14 protein-coding genes and 1 riboswitch are annotated in these 14,896 nt (G+C 51.8%); of the genes, 7 read left to right on the top strand and 7 right to left on the bottom strand.

Annotated features, from left to right (window positions below):
- Positions 1–2: 2 nt before the first annotated feature.
- A complete protein-coding gene (locus tag ACJHXB_RS21055) occupies positions 3–809 on the bottom strand; it encodes an SDR family oxidoreductase (protein WP_001195406.1) in 807 nt (268 codons plus the stop codon).
- A gap of 69 nt (positions 810–878) precedes the next feature.
- Entirely contained in the window at positions 879–1,826 is a 948-nt protein-coding gene (locus ACJHXB_RS21060; protein ID WP_000431660.1) for a sugar-binding transcriptional regulator, read from the bottom strand.
- Positions 1,827–2,173: 347 nt separating this feature from the next.
- Between ACJHXB_RS21060 and rluF the strand changes: the two genes are divergently transcribed.
- Positions 2,174–3,046 carry a 23S rRNA pseudouridine(2604) synthase RluF gene (gene rluF, locus ACJHXB_RS21065; RefSeq protein ID WP_000936383.1) on the top strand — a complete coding sequence of 291 codons (873 nt, stop codon included), beginning with the start codon at positions 2,174–2,176 and terminating at the stop codon, positions 3,044–3,046.
- Here the strand turns inward: rluF and ACJHXB_RS21070 are convergent, their stop codons facing one another.
- A complete protein-coding gene (locus tag ACJHXB_RS21070) occupies positions 3,047–3,319 on the bottom strand; it encodes a DUF3811 domain-containing protein (protein ID WP_001207635.1) in 273 nt (90 codons plus the stop codon).
- Positions 3,320–3,571: 252 nt separating this feature from the next.
- On the bottom strand, positions 3,572–4,921 hold the full coding sequence (gene lysC, locus ACJHXB_RS21075) for a lysine-sensitive aspartokinase 3 (RefSeq protein ID WP_001290322.1): 1,350 nt from the start codon (positions 4,919–4,921) through the stop codon (positions 3,572–3,574).
- A 91-nt stretch (positions 4,922–5,012) separates the two neighbouring features.
- A riboswitch (Lysine riboswitch) is annotated at positions 5,013–5,209 on the bottom strand.
- Between the two features lie 236 nt (positions 5,210–5,445).
- Between lysC and pgi the strand changes: the two genes are divergently transcribed.
- The 5 genes from pgi to ACJHXB_RS21100 all read left to right on the top strand — a co-directional run bounded on the left by pgi (position 5,446) and on the right by ACJHXB_RS21100 (position 11,273).
- Complete coding sequence (gene pgi, locus ACJHXB_RS21080; protein ID WP_000789988.1) at positions 5,446–7,095, top strand: glucose-6-phosphate isomerase; 1,650 nt, start codon at positions 5,446–5,448, stop codon at positions 7,093–7,095.
- Positions 7,096–7,449: 354 nt separating this feature from the next.
- Positions 7,450–7,692, top strand: a complete 243-nt coding sequence (gene yjbE / locus ACJHXB_RS21085; protein ID WP_000757333.1) for an exopolysaccharide production protein YjbE — start codon at positions 7,450–7,452, stop codon at positions 7,690–7,692.
- Positions 7,693–7,804: 112 nt separating this feature from the next.
- Complete coding sequence (locus ACJHXB_RS21090) at positions 7,805–8,443, top strand: YjbF family lipoprotein (RefSeq protein ID WP_001296632.1); 639 nt, start codon at positions 7,805–7,807, stop codon at positions 8,441–8,443.
- Complete coding sequence (locus tag ACJHXB_RS21095) at positions 8,440–9,177, top strand: capsule biosynthesis GfcC family protein (RefSeq protein ID WP_000595521.1); 738 nt, start codon at positions 8,440–8,442, stop codon at positions 9,175–9,177. Before ACJHXB_RS21090 ends, ACJHXB_RS21095 begins: the two co-directional genes overlap by 4 nt.
- The gene (locus ACJHXB_RS21100) at positions 9,177–11,273 is read left to right on the top strand and encodes a YjbH domain-containing protein (RefSeq protein WP_000745729.1); all 2,097 of its coding nucleotides are present in this window, start codon (positions 9,177–9,179) and stop codon (positions 11,271–11,273) included. The genes ACJHXB_RS21095 and ACJHXB_RS21100 overlap by 1 nt, the downstream gene beginning before the upstream one ends.
- A gap of 46 nt (positions 11,274–11,319) precedes the next feature.
- Here the strand turns inward: ACJHXB_RS21100 and ACJHXB_RS21105 are convergent, their stop codons facing one another.
- Positions 11,320–11,598: a hypothetical protein gene (locus tag ACJHXB_RS21105; RefSeq protein WP_001328330.1), complete on the bottom strand. Its 279-nt coding sequence runs from the start codon at positions 11,596–11,598 to the stop codon at positions 11,320–11,322.
- 214 nt (positions 11,599–11,812) lie between these two features.
- Between ACJHXB_RS21105 and psiE the strand changes: the two genes are divergently transcribed.
- The gene (psiE, locus tag ACJHXB_RS21110; protein WP_000202902.1) at positions 11,813–12,223 is read left to right on the top strand and encodes a phosphate-starvation-inducible protein PsiE; all 411 of its coding nucleotides are present in this window, start codon (positions 11,813–11,815) and stop codon (positions 12,221–12,223) included.
- A 93-nt stretch (positions 12,224–12,316) separates the two neighbouring features.
- Here the strand turns inward: psiE and malG are convergent, their stop codons facing one another.
- Both malG and malF read right to left on the bottom strand, forming a co-directional pair.
- On the bottom strand, positions 12,317–13,207 hold the full coding sequence (gene malG, locus ACJHXB_RS21115) for a maltose ABC transporter permease MalG (protein ID WP_001252058.1): 891 nt from the start codon (positions 13,205–13,207) through the stop codon (positions 12,317–12,319).
- Between the two features lie 14 nt (positions 13,208–13,221).
- Positions 13,222–14,766: a maltose ABC transporter permease MalF gene (malF, locus tag ACJHXB_RS21120; protein WP_001468914.1), complete on the bottom strand. Its 1,545-nt coding sequence runs from the start codon at positions 14,764–14,766 to the stop codon at positions 13,222–13,224.
- Positions 14,767–14,896 lie beyond the last annotated feature (130 nt).

Raw genomic sequence — 14,896 nt, forward strand, 5'->3', positions numbered from 1 at the left:
CCTTAGCCGCGCGTTTTGCCGCCTGCAATGTTAGTGGTTACTCCGGTGATATAGCTGGCGCGTTCAGACAGCAAATAACAAACAAAATCAGCCACTTCTGCTAATCTTCCGGCGCGCCCAATAGGAATGGAATTTTTGGTATAGCCTTCACGCAGCTGCTCGACGGTGATATTGCGCGTCCACGCCAGCGCTTCTTCATATTCCGGCGTGCGCAGTCCTGTTTTTTCCAGAATCCCTGGCGCGATACCGACCACACGGATACCGTGCTTACCCAGCTCTTTCGACCAGGAGCGCGTGAAGCTATTGAGCGCGGCTTTGGTCGCGGCGTAACAGCTTTGGCCTTCTGAGCCTTCCAGCCCACTTTCTGAGGAAACATTCACAATCACGCCATCATGTTGTTTGACCATTTGTCGCGCCACCGCCTGCGACATCAGAAAAACGCCTTTCTGGTTGATATTGACCATTTTTTCGAATGCAGCTTCGTTGAGTTCATACTGCCCGGCAGGCGCTTTCTCATCGACCAGCAGACGCGGGAAATTGACCCCGGCGTTATTGACCAGACCGTCGATGCGACCAAAACGCTGGATAATTTCCGCTACCGTATGATTTACCTCTTTGGCGCTGGAAATATCGGTCGGCCAAAACTGATAGCCTTTATGACCTTCATATTGTCCATCGCCACCGTGAATATCGACCATCTGTGCATTCGCGCCTTGTGCTAATAATTCATCCACAATCGCCAGACCAATGCCGGATGCGCCACCGGTGACAATAATGATTTTATCCTGCAAATTTAACCACGTTTGCATAACAGACTCCTGATTTTAGATAATAGGGACCCGCCGTAATTTTTATTACGGTAAACATCGGGAAGATTTTTATTTCAGTAATAGTTCAGCTGTGCTGCTATTCGTTACCAGACAATTAATATATTTTCCACGCAGTGCACCAACAATTCCGCTGTATTTTTCTTCGCTCATGGCAATGCCAATGGAATACCGTGCCTGCTTTAATTTATTCATTTCGATAGAGAGTGTTTTTTCGCTCATATTCGTTTCAACCATTGCGCCGTGAATATCAAAAAAGCGCGAGCAAATATCGCCAGCAACCTGGCGGGCATTCAGGTCGTCACTCTCTTCACCACCATAAAACGCATGCCAGTTAGCGCCGTCGCGAATGGCCGGTGAGCCAATTCCCACCAGGGCGACATCCAGATTATCCCAGTAGGCAGAGATGGTTTTAAAGTGCTGAGACTGCATGATCCCATTACGAATTAAGGGGTTATCCAGCAGAGCCGGAAAATCCGCGAGATGCGATTCCCCTTTCAGCTTCGCTGCCGCGCTATAGGTTAATGTGTTTACATGATAGCGGCTTTCGAGTTTACCGGACGGTCCGCCAATAATTGGTACGCAGATTAACTGCCGCGATTGCCCCGCCTGCGGCAAGTTTTCAACCAGTGCGCTCACCGCGCGACCCCAGGAAAAACCGACAATATCGCCAGGCTCCAGCAAGCGATCCAGCAGTTGCGCGCCGTGTAACCCCATCATCGCCAGTTGAGTCTCTTCATCCTCATCATTTCCCGACACCACCACAACGTCTTTCAGGCCAAACTTTTGCTTCAGTTGCTGCTCCAGCCAGAGATTTTCGTTGTAGTCATAGTTGATGGCGATGGTGACAATTCCCTGATCGCGGCCTCGTTTAAGCAAGCGGCTGATGGTGGTGCGGTAAATACCCAGTTCGCGCGCGATTTGCGCCTGCGTCATATCCTGTTCGTAATAGAGTTGGGCAATCTTCACAATCAAACGGATATCGTCACTGTTTTCCATTGCCGCCTCCTGGTTCTGCACATTTGTGCAAATACGCTTTCTCACCGCTTGATCTGATATAACCCCATCATGAGGGCCTTTCAAAGCGATTTTTCACTCTTTGCATGGGGAGAAATAGCGCTTTCTCTTGCACATTTGTTTCTCTGCGTAGTAGTCATCAGCACAGGTGTGCAGCGATTCGTAATATGTTGATTATCCTTATTTTGCCAGGCAAATTTGCATCGTACTTCCGGAGACACTTTTGTGATAAAAGGCGTGGCAGATCACATTTAATTTCGACGTTGCCGCATAACCCTGTTTTTCCCCGCTAAGAGGTACGGTATATTCCGCGTTTTACAGGAGAATTTATGCTGCCCGACTCATCAGTCCGTTTAAATAAATACATCAGCGAAAGCGGAATTTGCTCACGCCGCGAAGCGGATCGCTATATCGAGCAAGGCAATGTGTTCCTTAATGGCAAGCGAGCCACCATTGGCGATCAGGTGAAACCCGGCGACGTTGTGAAAGTAAACGGTCAGTTGATTGAGCCTCGGGAAGCCGAAGATTTGGTAGTTATCGCCCTGAACAAGCCCGTCGGTATTGTCAGCACCACCGAAGATGGCGAGCGCGATAACATTGTCGATTTCGTTAACCACAGCAAACGCGTGTTCCCGATTGGCCGCCTGGATAAAGACTCCCAGGGGCTGATTTTCCTCACCAATCACGGCGATCTGGTGAATAAGATCCTCCGTGCGGGTAACGATCATGAGAAAGAGTATCTGGTGACGGTCGATAAACCGATTACCGATGAATTTATTCGTGGTATGGGGGCGGGGGTGCCGATCCTCGGGACGGTGACGAAAAAGTGCAAAGTCAAAAAAGAAGCGCCGTTTGTCTTCCGCATTACCCTGGTGCAGGGGCTGAACCGTCAGATCCGTCGCATGTGCGAGCACTTTGGTTACGAAGTGAAAAAGCTGGAACGTACGCGCATTATGAACGTCAGCTTAAGCGGCATTCCGCTGGGTGAGTGGCGCGATTTAACTGACGATGAGTTAATCGACCTCTTTAAGCTCATCGAAAATTCCTCTTCCGAGGCAAAACCTAAAGCGAAGGCTAAACCGAAAACGGCGGGCATCAAACGTCCAGTCGTTAAGATGGAAAAAACGGCGGAAAAAGGCGGTCGCCCGGCGTCCAACGGTAAGCGTTTTACCTCGCCGGGGCGTAAGAAAAAAGGGCGCTAATCAGCGCCTGCCGCGCGTCGACGTATTTGCCGACCAGCTAAACGATGCTTCGGGATCCGGTTTATAAGCCTGCTTTTTCTTCAACTGGCGGGCTTTTTTTGCTGCTGCTTCACGCTCAACCATCAGCTTATCGATGTACTCTTTTTTAATGCTGTTGGTTTCCGAATTAGTCAACACGCGACCATGCGCAATCCGCGCCCGATCCAGCAGTGTTTTAAGTTCACGCTGCTCGCGTTCAGTCATCTCTTTTTGGGTAATACGGGGGAGTGCCATGATGGTGCCCTCAGTGAGCCAGAGAGTTCAGTGTACGGGAATTCGTTTGCGAGCAGAACTGATAATATTCATTTTGCCTTCTCTTAACTATTTATCTCTTTCGATAATTAATTAGAGATGCAGATAAAAAAATTAAAGGCAATTATTCTCCGATAAAGACGCTGGTTAACAGAGTACAGGCTCGTTTATTGATGAGCATAGTGACAAGAAAATCAATACGGCCCGAAATATAGCTTCCAGGCCATACAGTATTTACTCAAACAAATTACTATGCAGTTTTTGCACCACCTGCTCGGCATCTTCGCCGGGTACCAGGAAGCACAGGTTATGGCTGGATGCGCCGTAACAAATCATGCGAATGTTGAACGGTTCCAGTACGCCGAATACCTCTTTGCCTACGCCGCAGGCTTTTGACAGGTCATTGCCAATCAACGCGACCAGCGCCAGACCTTCTTCCACTTCTACCCGGCACAGTGCGGAAAGCTCCATCAGCAGAGATTGCGTCAGCAATGTATCGCCAGTGGAGGTGGAACCGGTGGTATCAAGTGTCAACGCCACGCTCACTTCGGAGGTGGTGATGAGATCCACCGAAATATTATGTCGCGCGAGGATGCCGAAAACCTCCGCGAGGAAACCGCGAGAATGCAGCATATTCAGGCTGTGCAAAGTGAGCAGAGTCTGATTGCGACGAAGCGCCAGCGCGCGGAATAGCGGCGGATTTTCAGTTTTATTGCACACCAGCGTACCACCTGCGCGTGGGTCTTTGCTGGAGCCAACAAAGACCGGGATATCGCTACGTACTGCGGGTAGCAACGTTGCCGGATGCAGTACTTTTGCACCAAAAGTTGCCATCTCTGCCGCTTCGGCAAACGCGATTTCATCAATGCGTTTTGCTGCGGAAACCACGCGTGGATCGGTGGTGTAGATGCCCGGGACGTCGGTCCAGATATCAACACGAGATGCGTGTAAAGCCTCCGCCAGCAAGGCTGCCGTATAATCGCTGCCTCCACGGCCAAGCGTCGTTGTCCGACCTTTATTTTCGCTACCGATAAATCCCTGGGTGATCACTAAGCCTTCATTGAGGCGTGGGAGCAGCTGCAGCGCGGCCAGTTCCGCCAGCGCGGCTACATCTGGCTCTGCACGACCAAATCGGTCGTTGGTACGCATCACTTTACGTACATCAAACCACTGTGCCTGAACATCGCGTTCGCGCAGGATTTCGACAAACAGCAGGGTCGACATCAGCTCGCCGTGGCTGACCAGTTCATCTGTCAGCGCCGGAGACGTTGCCAGCGCCGCCGCTTCTGCCAGAACAGTAATGTTCTCCAGCAGACGTTCAATCTCTTCGCGGATAACGTTCGGGTAACGCAGACGTTCCAGAATGGCAAACTGGATATTGCGGATTGCGTCGAGTTTTTCGAATCGCTCGCCAGGTTCCAGTCCTTCAGCTAAAGCGACCAGCAGATTAGTGATACCAGCAGAAGCCGAGAGGACAACTAAACGTACGTTGGCATCAGAAAGCACAATATCAGCGCTGCGGTTCATGGCGTCAAAATCAGCTACGCTGGTACCGCCAAATTTGGAGACAACAATTTCAGACATAACTACCTCGTGTCAGGGGATCCATTTTCAGCCTTGGCACAAGGGAAGAGCGGAAGACGGGTGGGCGCAGAGCGATACTTCGCTACTATTTTCACCCAGAAGTGCTCCACCACTTGCGAAACGCCCGACTGCGAACGCTTCTGGTGACAACCCAGGGGATTCAGCCCCTGTAGCCGATGATGAACGTGGCCAGCCGTTCAATCACCTCGGCGATGCACCCCCTCAGGTGTTATCACAGGACTGGCTCCTCCAACACCGTTACTTGGGCAACGCGCCTCTTCTGGCCTGCGCTAGCGCAGGTAGTACATTTATAAATAAAGGGTGAGCGGGGCGGTTGTCAACGATGGGGTCATGCGGATTTTTCATCCACTCCTGGCGGTCAGTAGTTCAGCTAATAAATGCTTCACTGCGCTAAGGGTTTACACTCAACATTACGCTAACGGCACTAAAACCATCACATTTTTCTGTGACTGGCGCTACAATCTTCCAAAGTCACAATTCTCAAAATCAGAAGAGTATTGCTAATGAAAAACATCAATCCAACGCAGACCGCTGCCTGGCAGGCACTACAGAAACACTTCGATGAAATGAAAGACGTTACGATCGCCGATCTTTTTGCTAAAGACGGCGATCGTTTTTCTAAGTTCTCCGCAACCTTCGACGATCAGATGCTGGTGGATTACTCCAAAAACCGCATCACTGAAGAGACGCTGGCGAAATTACAGGATCTGGCGAAAGAGTGCGATCTGGCGGGCGCGATTAAGTCGATGTTCTCTGGCGAGAAGATCAACCGTACTGAAAACCGCGCCGTGCTGCACGTAGCGCTGCGTAACCGTAGCAATACCCCGATTCTGGTTGATGGCAAAGACGTAATGCCGGAAGTCAACGCGGTGCTGGAGAAGATGAAAACCTTCTCGGAAGCGATTATCTCCGGTGAGTGGAAGGGTTATACCGGCAAAGCAATTACTGACGTAGTGAACATCGGGATCGGTGGTTCTGACCTCGGCCCGTACATGGTGACCGAAGCACTGCGTCCGTACAAAAATCACCTGAACATGCACTTTGTTTCTAACGTCGATGGGACTCACATCGCGGAAGTGCTGAAAAAAGTAAACCCGGAAACCACGCTGTTCCTGGTAGCCTCTAAAACCTTCACCACTCAGGAAACCATGACCAACGCCCATAGCGCGCGTGACTGGTTCCTGAAAGCGGCAGGTGATGAGAAGCACGTTGCGAAACACTTCGCTGCGCTCTCAACCAACGCCAAAGCCGTTGGCGAGTTTGGTATTGATACTGCCAACATGTTCGAGTTCTGGGACTGGGTTGGCGGCCGTTACTCTTTGTGGTCAGCGATTGGCCTGTCGATTGTTCTCTCCATCGGCTTTGATAACTTCGTTGAACTGCTTTCTGGCGCACACGCGATGGACAAGCATTTCTCCACCACGCCTGCCGAGAAAAACCTGCCTGTACTGCTGGCGCTGATTGGCATCTGGTACAACAATTTCTTTGGCGCGGAAACTGAAGCGATTCTGCCGTATGACCAGTATATGCACCGTTTCGCGGCGTACTTCCAGCAGGGCAATATGGAGTCCAACGGTAAGTACGTTGACCGTAACGGTAACGTCGTGAATTACCAGACTGGCCCGATTATCTGGGGTGAACCAGGCACAAACGGTCAGCACGCGTTCTACCAGCTGATCCACCAGGGAACCAAAATGGTACCGTGCGATTTCATCGCCCCGGCTATCACCCATAACCCACTCTCTGATCATCACCAGAAACTGCTGTCTAACTTCTTTGCTCAGACCGAAGCGCTGGCGTTTGGTAAATCCCGCGAAGTGGTTGAGCAGGAATATCGTGATCAGGGTAAAGATCCGGCAACGCTTGACTACGTGGTGCCGTTCAAAGTGTTCGAAGGTAACCGCCCGACCAACTCCATCCTGCTGCGTGAAATCACTCCGTTCAGCCTGGGTGCGTTGATTGCGCTGTATGAGCACAAAATCTTTACTCAGGGCGTGATCCTGAACATCTTCACCTTCGACCAGTGGGGCGTGGAACTGGGTAAACAGCTGGCGAACCGTATTCTGCCAGAGCTGAAAGATGACAAAGAAATCAGCAGCCACGATAGCTCGACCAATGGTCTGATTAACCGCTATAAAGCGTGGCGCGGTTAATTTATAAACCTTAATAACAATGCCGACGTTATGTCGGCATTTTTTTATCAGATAAATCCCCTTGTCTGTGATTTAACGGAAATCATACCGTGAGGTTAATCCTAAAATAGATTTTTAATCGTTGTTTATTTCGGAAAATACGCAGATTAATCACTTTTGTTTTTATTTTAAGTTTATGATTTTTATTGTTATTTAAATATAAGTTGAAACTTATATTTGATATTCATTCCAATTATCCTAAAACGCCATCGCTAATTCTCCGCGCCGTAATTCGCATGCTTTAGTTGTGTATACTCGATCCCGCCCGAAATGTTTTTGGGTAAATCTCCATTCATTCAATGAAGGGAAATTGTTATGAAAAAAGTTCTGTATGGCATTTTTGCCATATCTGCGCTTGCGGCGACTTCTGCGTGGGCTGCACCTGTACAGGTGGGCGAAGCGGCAGGGTCGGCAGCAACGTCGGTTTCGGCGGGGAGTTCCTCCGCGACCAGCGTCAGCACCGTAAGCTCGGCGGTGGGTGTCGCGCTCGCGGCAACCGGTGGCGGTGATGGTTCTAATACCGGGACCACAACAACCACGACCACCAGTACCCAGTAATAAAGTATGTATCCCAAAATAATTCGGGTCATTGCATCTGTGGCTTGAAATATGAAGGGATTAACCATAACCACACTCCGGTGTGGTTATTCTGCCCCTCTGGAGAAGAGTCGTGAAGCGACCTGCACTCATTCTTATCTGCCTGCTATTACAGGCCTGTTCAGCCACGACTAAAGAGCTGGGCAATTCACTGTGGGACAGTCTGTTCGGCACGCCAGGCGTACAGCTGACGGACGATGATATTCAAAATATGCCCTACGCCAGCCAGTACATGCAGCTTAATGGCGGGCCGCAATTGTTTGTGGTGCTGGCCTTCGCTGAAGACGGACAACAAAAATGGGTCACTCAGGATCAGGCCACTCTTGTCACACAACATGGTCGTCTGGTGAAGACTTTGCTTGGCGGCGACAACCTGATTGAAGTGAATAACCTTGCTGCCGACCCGCTGATTAAACCCGCACAAATTGTTGATGGTGCAACCTGGACGCGCACGATGGGCTGGACCGAGTACCAGCAGGTACGCTACGCCACCGCACGCTCAGTCTTCAAATGGGATGGCACCGATACCGTCAAAGTCGGCAGCGATGAAACCCCGGTTCGCGTGCTGGACGAAGAAGTCTCCACCGACCAGGCGCGCTGGCATAACCGCTACTGGATCGACAGCGAAGGGCAAATTCGCCAGTCGGAACAGTATCTCGGCGCGGATTATTTCCCGGTGAAAACCACTCTCATCAAGGCGGCAAAACAATGATTAAACAAACTATTGTCGCATTGATTTTGAGTGTGGGGGCGTCATCGGTCTTCGCGGCGGGAACCGTCAAGGTATTCAGCAATGGCAGCAGTGAGGCCAAAACGCTGACGGGTGCAGAGCATTTAATCGATCTGGTAGGCCAACCACGGCTGGCAAACAGTTGGTGGCCCGGTGCGGTGATTAGCGAAGAGCTGGCAACGGCGGCAGCATTGCGTCAGCAGCAGGCGTTGCTGACACGGCTGGCAGAACTAGCCGCAGACTCCAGCGCCGACGATGCCGCCGCGATTAACGCCTTACGCCAGCAAATTCAGGCGTTGAAAGTGACGGGCAGGCAAAAAATCAATCTTGATCCCGATATCGTCCGCGTTGCCGAACGCGGTAACCCGCCGTTGCAGGGCAACTACACGCTGTGGGTCGGACCACCGCCGTCCACGGTCATGTTGTTCGGGCTTATCAGCCGTCCTGGCAAGCAGCCATTCACTCCGGGTCGCGACGTGGCGAGCTATCTCTCCGGGCAGAACCTGCTTAGCGGTGCGGATCGCAGCTACGCGTGGGTGGTTTACCCGGACGGACGCACGCAAAAAGCGCCGGTGGCTTACTGGAACAAGCGTCACGTAGAGCCGATGCCCGGCAGCATTATTTATGTTGGCCTCGCGGACTCCGTCTGGAGTGAGACGCCTGATGCCCTTAACGCCGACATTCTTCAGACTCTGACGCAGCGGATACCTCAATAATGAAAAAAAGACATCTGCTTAGCTTACTGGCGCTGGGCATTAGCACAGCTTGCTACGGCGAAACATATCCTGCGCCCATTGGTCCGTCGCAGTCGGATTTCGGTGGCGTAGGATTATTACAAACGCCTACCGCCCGCATGGCGCGGGAAGGGGAGTTGAGTTTGAACTATCGCGATAACGATCAGTACCGTTATTACTCAGCTTCAGTGCAACTCTTCCCGTGGCTGGAAACAACGCTGCGCTATACCGATGTGCGCACCCGGCAGTACAGCAGCGTCGAAGCGTTCTCTGGTGATCAAACGTATAAAGATAAAGCCTTCGATCTCAAACTGCGTTTGTGGGAAGAGAGTTACTGGCTGCCGCAAGTGGCGGTTGGTGCGCGGGATATCGGCGGTACGGGGCTGTTTGATGCGGAATATCTTGTTGCCAGCAAAGCCTGGGGGCCGTTCGATTTTACGCTCGGCCTGGGCTGGGGATATCTGGGCACCAGCGGTAATGTGAAAAATCCGCTCTGTTCAGCCAGTGATAAATTTTGCTATCGCGATAACAGCTACAAACAGGCGGGATCTATCGACGGTAGCCAGATGTTCCACGGCCCGACCTCACTGTTTGGCGGCGTGGAATACCAGACGCCCTGGCAACCGCTGCGCCTGAAACTGGAGTATGAAGGCAATAATTATCAGCAGGATTTTGCCGGGAAGCTGGAGCAAAAAAGTAAGTTTAACGTCGGTGCGATTTATCGCGTTACCGATTGGGCCGACGTTAACCTTAGCTATGAACGTGGCAACACCTTTATGTTTGGCGTTACGTTGCGCACCAACTTTAACGATCTGCGCCCGTCTTACAGCGATAACGCCCGCCCGCAATATCAACCGCAGCCGCAGGATGCCATTTTGCAGCACTCGGTGGTGGCGAATCAGTTAACGCTGTTGAAATACAACGCCGGACTGGCCGATCCGCAGATCCAGGCGAAAGGCGATACGCTGTATGTTACCGGCGAGCAGGTGAAATATCGTGATTCGCGCGAAGGGATCATCCGTGCTAATCGGATCGTGATGAACGATCTGCCGGATGGGATCAAAACGATCCGCATTACGGAAAATCGCCTTAACATGCCGCAGGTGACGACGGAAACCGATGTCGCCAGCCTGAAAAATCATCTCGGCGGAGAGCCGTTGGGCCACGAAACGACGCTGGCGCAAAAACGCGTCGAGCCAGTGGTTCCGCAGTCCACCGAGCAGGGCTGGTATATCGACAAATCACGCTTTGATTTCCATATCGATCCGGTGCTGAACCAGTCGGTCGGTGGCCCGGAAAACTTTTACATGTATCAGCTGGGCGTGATGGGAACGGCGGATTTATGGCTGACGGACCATCTGCTCACCACCGGCAGCCTGTTTGCAAATCTTGCCAACAACTACGACAAGTTTAACTACACCAACCCGCCGCAGGACTCGCACTTACCGCGCGTTCGTACCCATGTGCGCGAGTATGTGCAGAACGATGTCTATGTGAATAACCTGCAAGCCAACTACTTCCAGCATCTGGGCAACGGCTTCTACGGTCAGGTCTACGGTGGTTATCTCGAAACCATGTTTGGCGGTGCGGGGGCAGAAGTGTTGTATCGCCCGCTGGACAGCAACTGGGCGTTTGGTCTGGATGCCAACTACGTTAAACAGCGCGACTGGCGTAGCGCAAAAGATATGATGAAATTCACCGACTACAGCGTGAAAACCGGACATCTGACCGCATACTGGACGCCATCTTTCGCTCAGGATGTGTTAGTGAAAGCCAGCGTCGGGCAGTATCTGGCAGGGGATAAAGGCGGCACGCTGGAGATCGCCAAACGCTTTGATAGCGGCGTGGTGGTGGGTGGCTATGCCACGATCACGAATGTTTCGAAAGAGGAGTACGGCGAAGGGGACTTTACCAAAGGCGTGTATGTCTCTGTACCGCTGGATCTCTTCTCGTCTGGCCCGACACGCAGCCGTGCGGCAATTGGCTGGACGCCGCTGACGCGTGACGGTGGTCAGCAACTTGGGCGTAAGTTCCAGTTGTATGACATGACCAGCGACCGTAGCGTCAATTTCCGCTAAGTCATGGGAAAGGTGCCAGTTTTCGCACTCACTGGCACCTTCATTCTTAATGGCCTGTCGAGCCATCAGGAACGCAGTTCACCCCCGGTTTGCGATCTGGTGTGTAAAGGCGAAAACATTCTGTCTTCCTGTCCGTCGATATCGGTTGCAGGTCTGGTTGCCTGAGCGACTGGGCCATCATTGGGCTGGAGACATTGCTTTGCGGTAGGTCGGTTTTATCAGCAGTACCGAGCGGACCAGCATAAGCAGGAAGAACAGAGACTGATAACATCAAAGCAGCAAAATAAGGCTTCATTTTTACCACCTTTATCAGGTTACGTTTCATTTGTTCCAGAGGAACATTGTCGATTTTTCGCGCATTGCTGGTGGCTGGGAATCACCTGAATGGGTGATTTTTTGGGGCTGTGTGTTTTGCCAGATGCGACGTTGATGGGAGATGCTCACTTAATCGAGCTGAACAAAAAATACACAAAAAATATAGATCTCCGTCACATTTTTGCGTTATACAGGAAGCTCGCCACTGTGAAGGAGGTACTGCTATGACGTCACTCTCTCGTCCGCGCGTGGAGTTTATCTCCACCATTTTGCAGACCGTACTCAATCTTGGTCTGCTGTGCCTCGGCCTGATTTTGGTTGTCTTCCTCGGCAAAGAAACGGTGCATCTGGCTGATGTGCTGTTCGCGCCAGAACAAACCAGCAAATATGAGTTGGTAGAAGGGCTGGTGGTTTACTTTCTCTATTTCGAATTTATCGCGCTGATTGTGAAGTACTTTCAGTCCGGTTTTCACTTCCCGCTACGTTACTTTGTCTATATTGGGATCACCGCCATTGTGCGCTTGATCATCGTCGATCATAAATCGCCACTGGATGTGTTGATCTACTCGGCAGCGATCCTGTTACTGGTGATCACCCTGTGGCTGTGTAATTCGAAACGGCTGAAGCGGGAGTAAAAAAAGGCGCTCCGTGGAGCGCCGAATAACAGTCACAAGTTGGGATAACGTAAGTTGAGGGTGCAGCGGCATAACATTGGCAGAACAACATCTTTAACCTTTCACACCACCTGCCGTCAGGCCGTTGACCAGCCAGCGTTGAGCCAGCAAGAAGACGATGGTGATCGGTAATGCAGACATCACGGCAGCGGCGGCAAAGTCACCCCACAGGTAGTTTTGCGGGTTGAGGTATTGCTGCATCCCCACGGCCAGGGTGTAGCTATTTACGTCACGCAGTAACAGCGATGCGACCGGAACTTCAGTAATGGCAGCGATAAACGACAGAATGAACACCACCGCCAGAATCGGTACTGACAGCGGCAACAGGACAAGGCGGAAGGCCTGCCACGGTGTCGCACCATCCAGCGCCGCCGCTTCTTCCAGCGAACTGTCGATGGTTTCGAAATAGCCTTTGATGGTCCAGACATGCAGCGCAATCCCACCCAGATACGCGAAAATTACGCCGCCGTGAGTATTCAGGCCAATGAATGGAATGTACTCACCCAGACGATCAAACAACGCATACAACGCGACCAGTGAAAGTACTGCCGGGAACATCTGGAAAATCAGCATTCCTTTCAGCAGCGTCGCTTTGCCTGGAAAGCGCATACGGGCGAAAGCGTAGGCGCAGGTGGTGGAGAGCGCCACAATGCCAATCGCGGAAATCCCGGCGACCTTTACCGAGTTCCACAGCCACAGCAGTACCGGGAATGGCGGTGGCGTAATGCGACCATCAGCCTGTTCCACACTAAAACCTAACGCCAGTTTCCAGTGATCCCAGGAGATTTGCTCCGGGATCAGACTACCGGTCGCGAAGTTCCCCTGACGCAGCGAGATGGCGACGACCATCAGCAGCGGGAACATAATCGCCGCGATAAAAAGTAGCAGTAGCAGGTGAGTAATAAACAAACGTGCTTTTTGCGATTTCGGTTGGACCATTGCCATTTTTGTTATCTCCCTTAATCAAACTTCATTCGCGTGGCTTTCAGGTTCACTATCGCCAGCGCGCCCACCAGCAGGAAGATCAGCGTGGCAATTGCTGCTGCCAGACCGAAGTCCTGACCCCCGCCGCCTTCAAAAGCGATGCGGTAGGTGTAGTTAACAAGCAGGTCGGTATAACCGGCTGGTGTGGTCGTGCCAAGACGATCCGGGCCGCCGTTGGTTAACAGTTGAATCAGCACGAAGTTGTTAAAGTTAAAGGCGAAGCTGGCGATCATCAGCGGCGTCAGCGGTTTAATCAGCAGCGGCAGCGTAATCTTAAAGAAGTTCTGGAACGGACCTGCGCCATCCATTGCTGAGGCTTCATACAAATCGTCCGGAATCGCTTTCAGCAAGCCCATGCAGAGGATCATCATGTACGGATAACCCAGCCAGGTATTGACGATAATCAGCATCGTTCGGGCGGTGGTCGGATCGCTGAACCAGGCGGGCTTCACGCCAAACAGCGCGCTCAACATCATGTTGATCTCACCGAAGCTCTGGTTAAACAACCCTTTGAAAATCAAGATTGAAATGAACGATGGCACCGCGTAGGGCAGAATCAGCAGGACGCGATAGACCGCTTTGCCGCGCAACGCTTCCCACTGCACCAGACACGCCAGAACCATGCCGACCGCCACCGTTAAAAAGACGGTGATCAGCGAGAACACCACGGTCCAGACGAAAATGGCAAGGAACGGTTTCTGAATGCCTTCGTCGGTAAAGACGCGGGTAAAGTTTTTCCAGCCGGTGGTCACGGTGTAACCGGGGCTTAGCTTTTCATCGCCCCAGTTGCCGTCGGCGGTAATGGACTGGTAAAAGCCAATTTTGTTATTCGGACGATATTTCACGCCGCTCTGATTATTCGTCAACGTACCGTCACCGTCGAGTGTGTAGAGCGGCTGCGTGCCAGAAAACTGGCGCAGGGAGCTCATCATCACTTTGTTGCCATCCGGCAGAATGGCGGTAATGTCACTCAGCGCCTGACGATTCTGGGTAATCACGCGGAGATTCGCGCGTTCGCCTTCAGGCTGGGCGGCCGTTTCTTTCAGTTGCAGTTTTTGCTCGCCGCCAAATTTAAAAGCGTCGGAGAGATAATTTTTGCCGGTTTCGCCGTCGCTGAGCGCCAGTTGCCACTCATCGCCCGCCGGGTAAAGACCAAAATTATAGGTTTTGCCTGCTTGCCAGGAGCGATCTAACAACACTTCCTGCGCACGTTCAAAAGTCAGCTGGTTAGTGCTGCTGTAGTTGGTGAAGGCAATGGCGATGGTGCAGACCAAAGGGAAGAGGACGAATAATCCCATTCCAGCCATTCCCGGGTAAACATAGCGCCAGGCGTAGGCTTTACGATTGGCGAAAATATACAGCCCCGCTGAACTCAATATCAGCGTGGTAATGGCGAACAGGTATTCCCCTTGTGCGTACATTAAAACAACAAGGTAACCCACCAGCAGGCCGAGCAGACCTAACACTGACCATTTCAGCGCGTCGCTTTGCCACCAATGTTTCTTTTTAATGACATCCATGGGGTTCTTCCTCATTCCAGGACGGATAAGGCTTTCACGCCTTATCCGACAACAACTGCCTGATGCGACGCTGACGCGTCTTATCAGGCCTACATACGTTTCGGTTTTGTAGGCCGGACAAGGCGTTCAC

Origin of the sequence: Escherichia sp. WS3227_2, assembly GCF_046486495.1 — a bacterium.
GTDB classification, from domain to species: domain Bacteria; phylum Pseudomonadota; class Gammaproteobacteria; order Enterobacterales; family Enterobacteriaceae; genus Escherichia; species Escherichia coli.

Excerpts from the sequence above, each read along its gene's own strand:
- ACJHXB_RS21055 (WP_001195406.1), bottom strand. The coding sequence starts at position 809 with ATGCAAACGTGGTTAAATTTGCAGGATAAAATCATTATTGTCACCGGT.
- ACJHXB_RS21060 (WP_000431660.1), bottom strand. The coding sequence starts at position 1,826 with ATGGAAAACAGTGACGATATCCGTTTGATTGTGAAGATTGCCCAACTC.
- rluF (WP_000936383.1), top strand. The coding sequence starts at position 2,174 with ATGCTGCCCGACTCATCAGTCCGTTTAAATAAATACATCAGCGAAAGC.
- ACJHXB_RS21070 (WP_001207635.1), bottom strand. The coding sequence starts at position 3,319 with ATGGCACTCCCCCGTATTACCCAAAAAGAGATGACTGAACGCGAGCAG.
- lysC (WP_001290322.1), bottom strand. The coding sequence starts at position 4,921 with ATGTCTGAAATTGTTGTCTCCAAATTTGGCGGTACCAGCGTAGCTGAT.
- pgi (WP_000789988.1), top strand. The coding sequence starts at position 5,446 with ATGAAAAACATCAATCCAACGCAGACCGCTGCCTGGCAGGCACTACAG.
- yjbE (WP_000757333.1), top strand. The coding sequence starts at position 7,450 with ATGAAAAAAGTTCTGTATGGCATTTTTGCCATATCTGCGCTTGCGGCG.
- ACJHXB_RS21095 (WP_000595521.1), top strand. The coding sequence starts at position 8,440 with ATGATTAAACAAACTATTGTCGCATTGATTTTGAGTGTGGGGGCGTCA.
- ACJHXB_RS21100 (WP_000745729.1), top strand. The coding sequence starts at position 9,177 with ATGAAAAAAAGACATCTGCTTAGCTTACTGGCGCTGGGCATTAGCACA.
- ACJHXB_RS21105 (WP_001328330.1), bottom strand. The coding sequence starts at position 11,598 with ATGAAACGTAACCTGATAAAGGTGGTAAAAATGAAGCCTTATTTTGCT.
- psiE (WP_000202902.1), top strand. The coding sequence starts at position 11,813 with ATGACGTCACTCTCTCGTCCGCGCGTGGAGTTTATCTCCACCATTTTG.
- malG (WP_001252058.1), bottom strand. The coding sequence starts at position 13,207 with ATGGCAATGGTCCAACCGAAATCGCAAAAAGCACGTTTGTTTATTACT.
- malF (WP_001468914.1), bottom strand. The coding sequence starts at position 14,766 with ATGGATGTCATTAAAAAGAAACATTGGTGGCAAAGCGACGCGCTGAAA.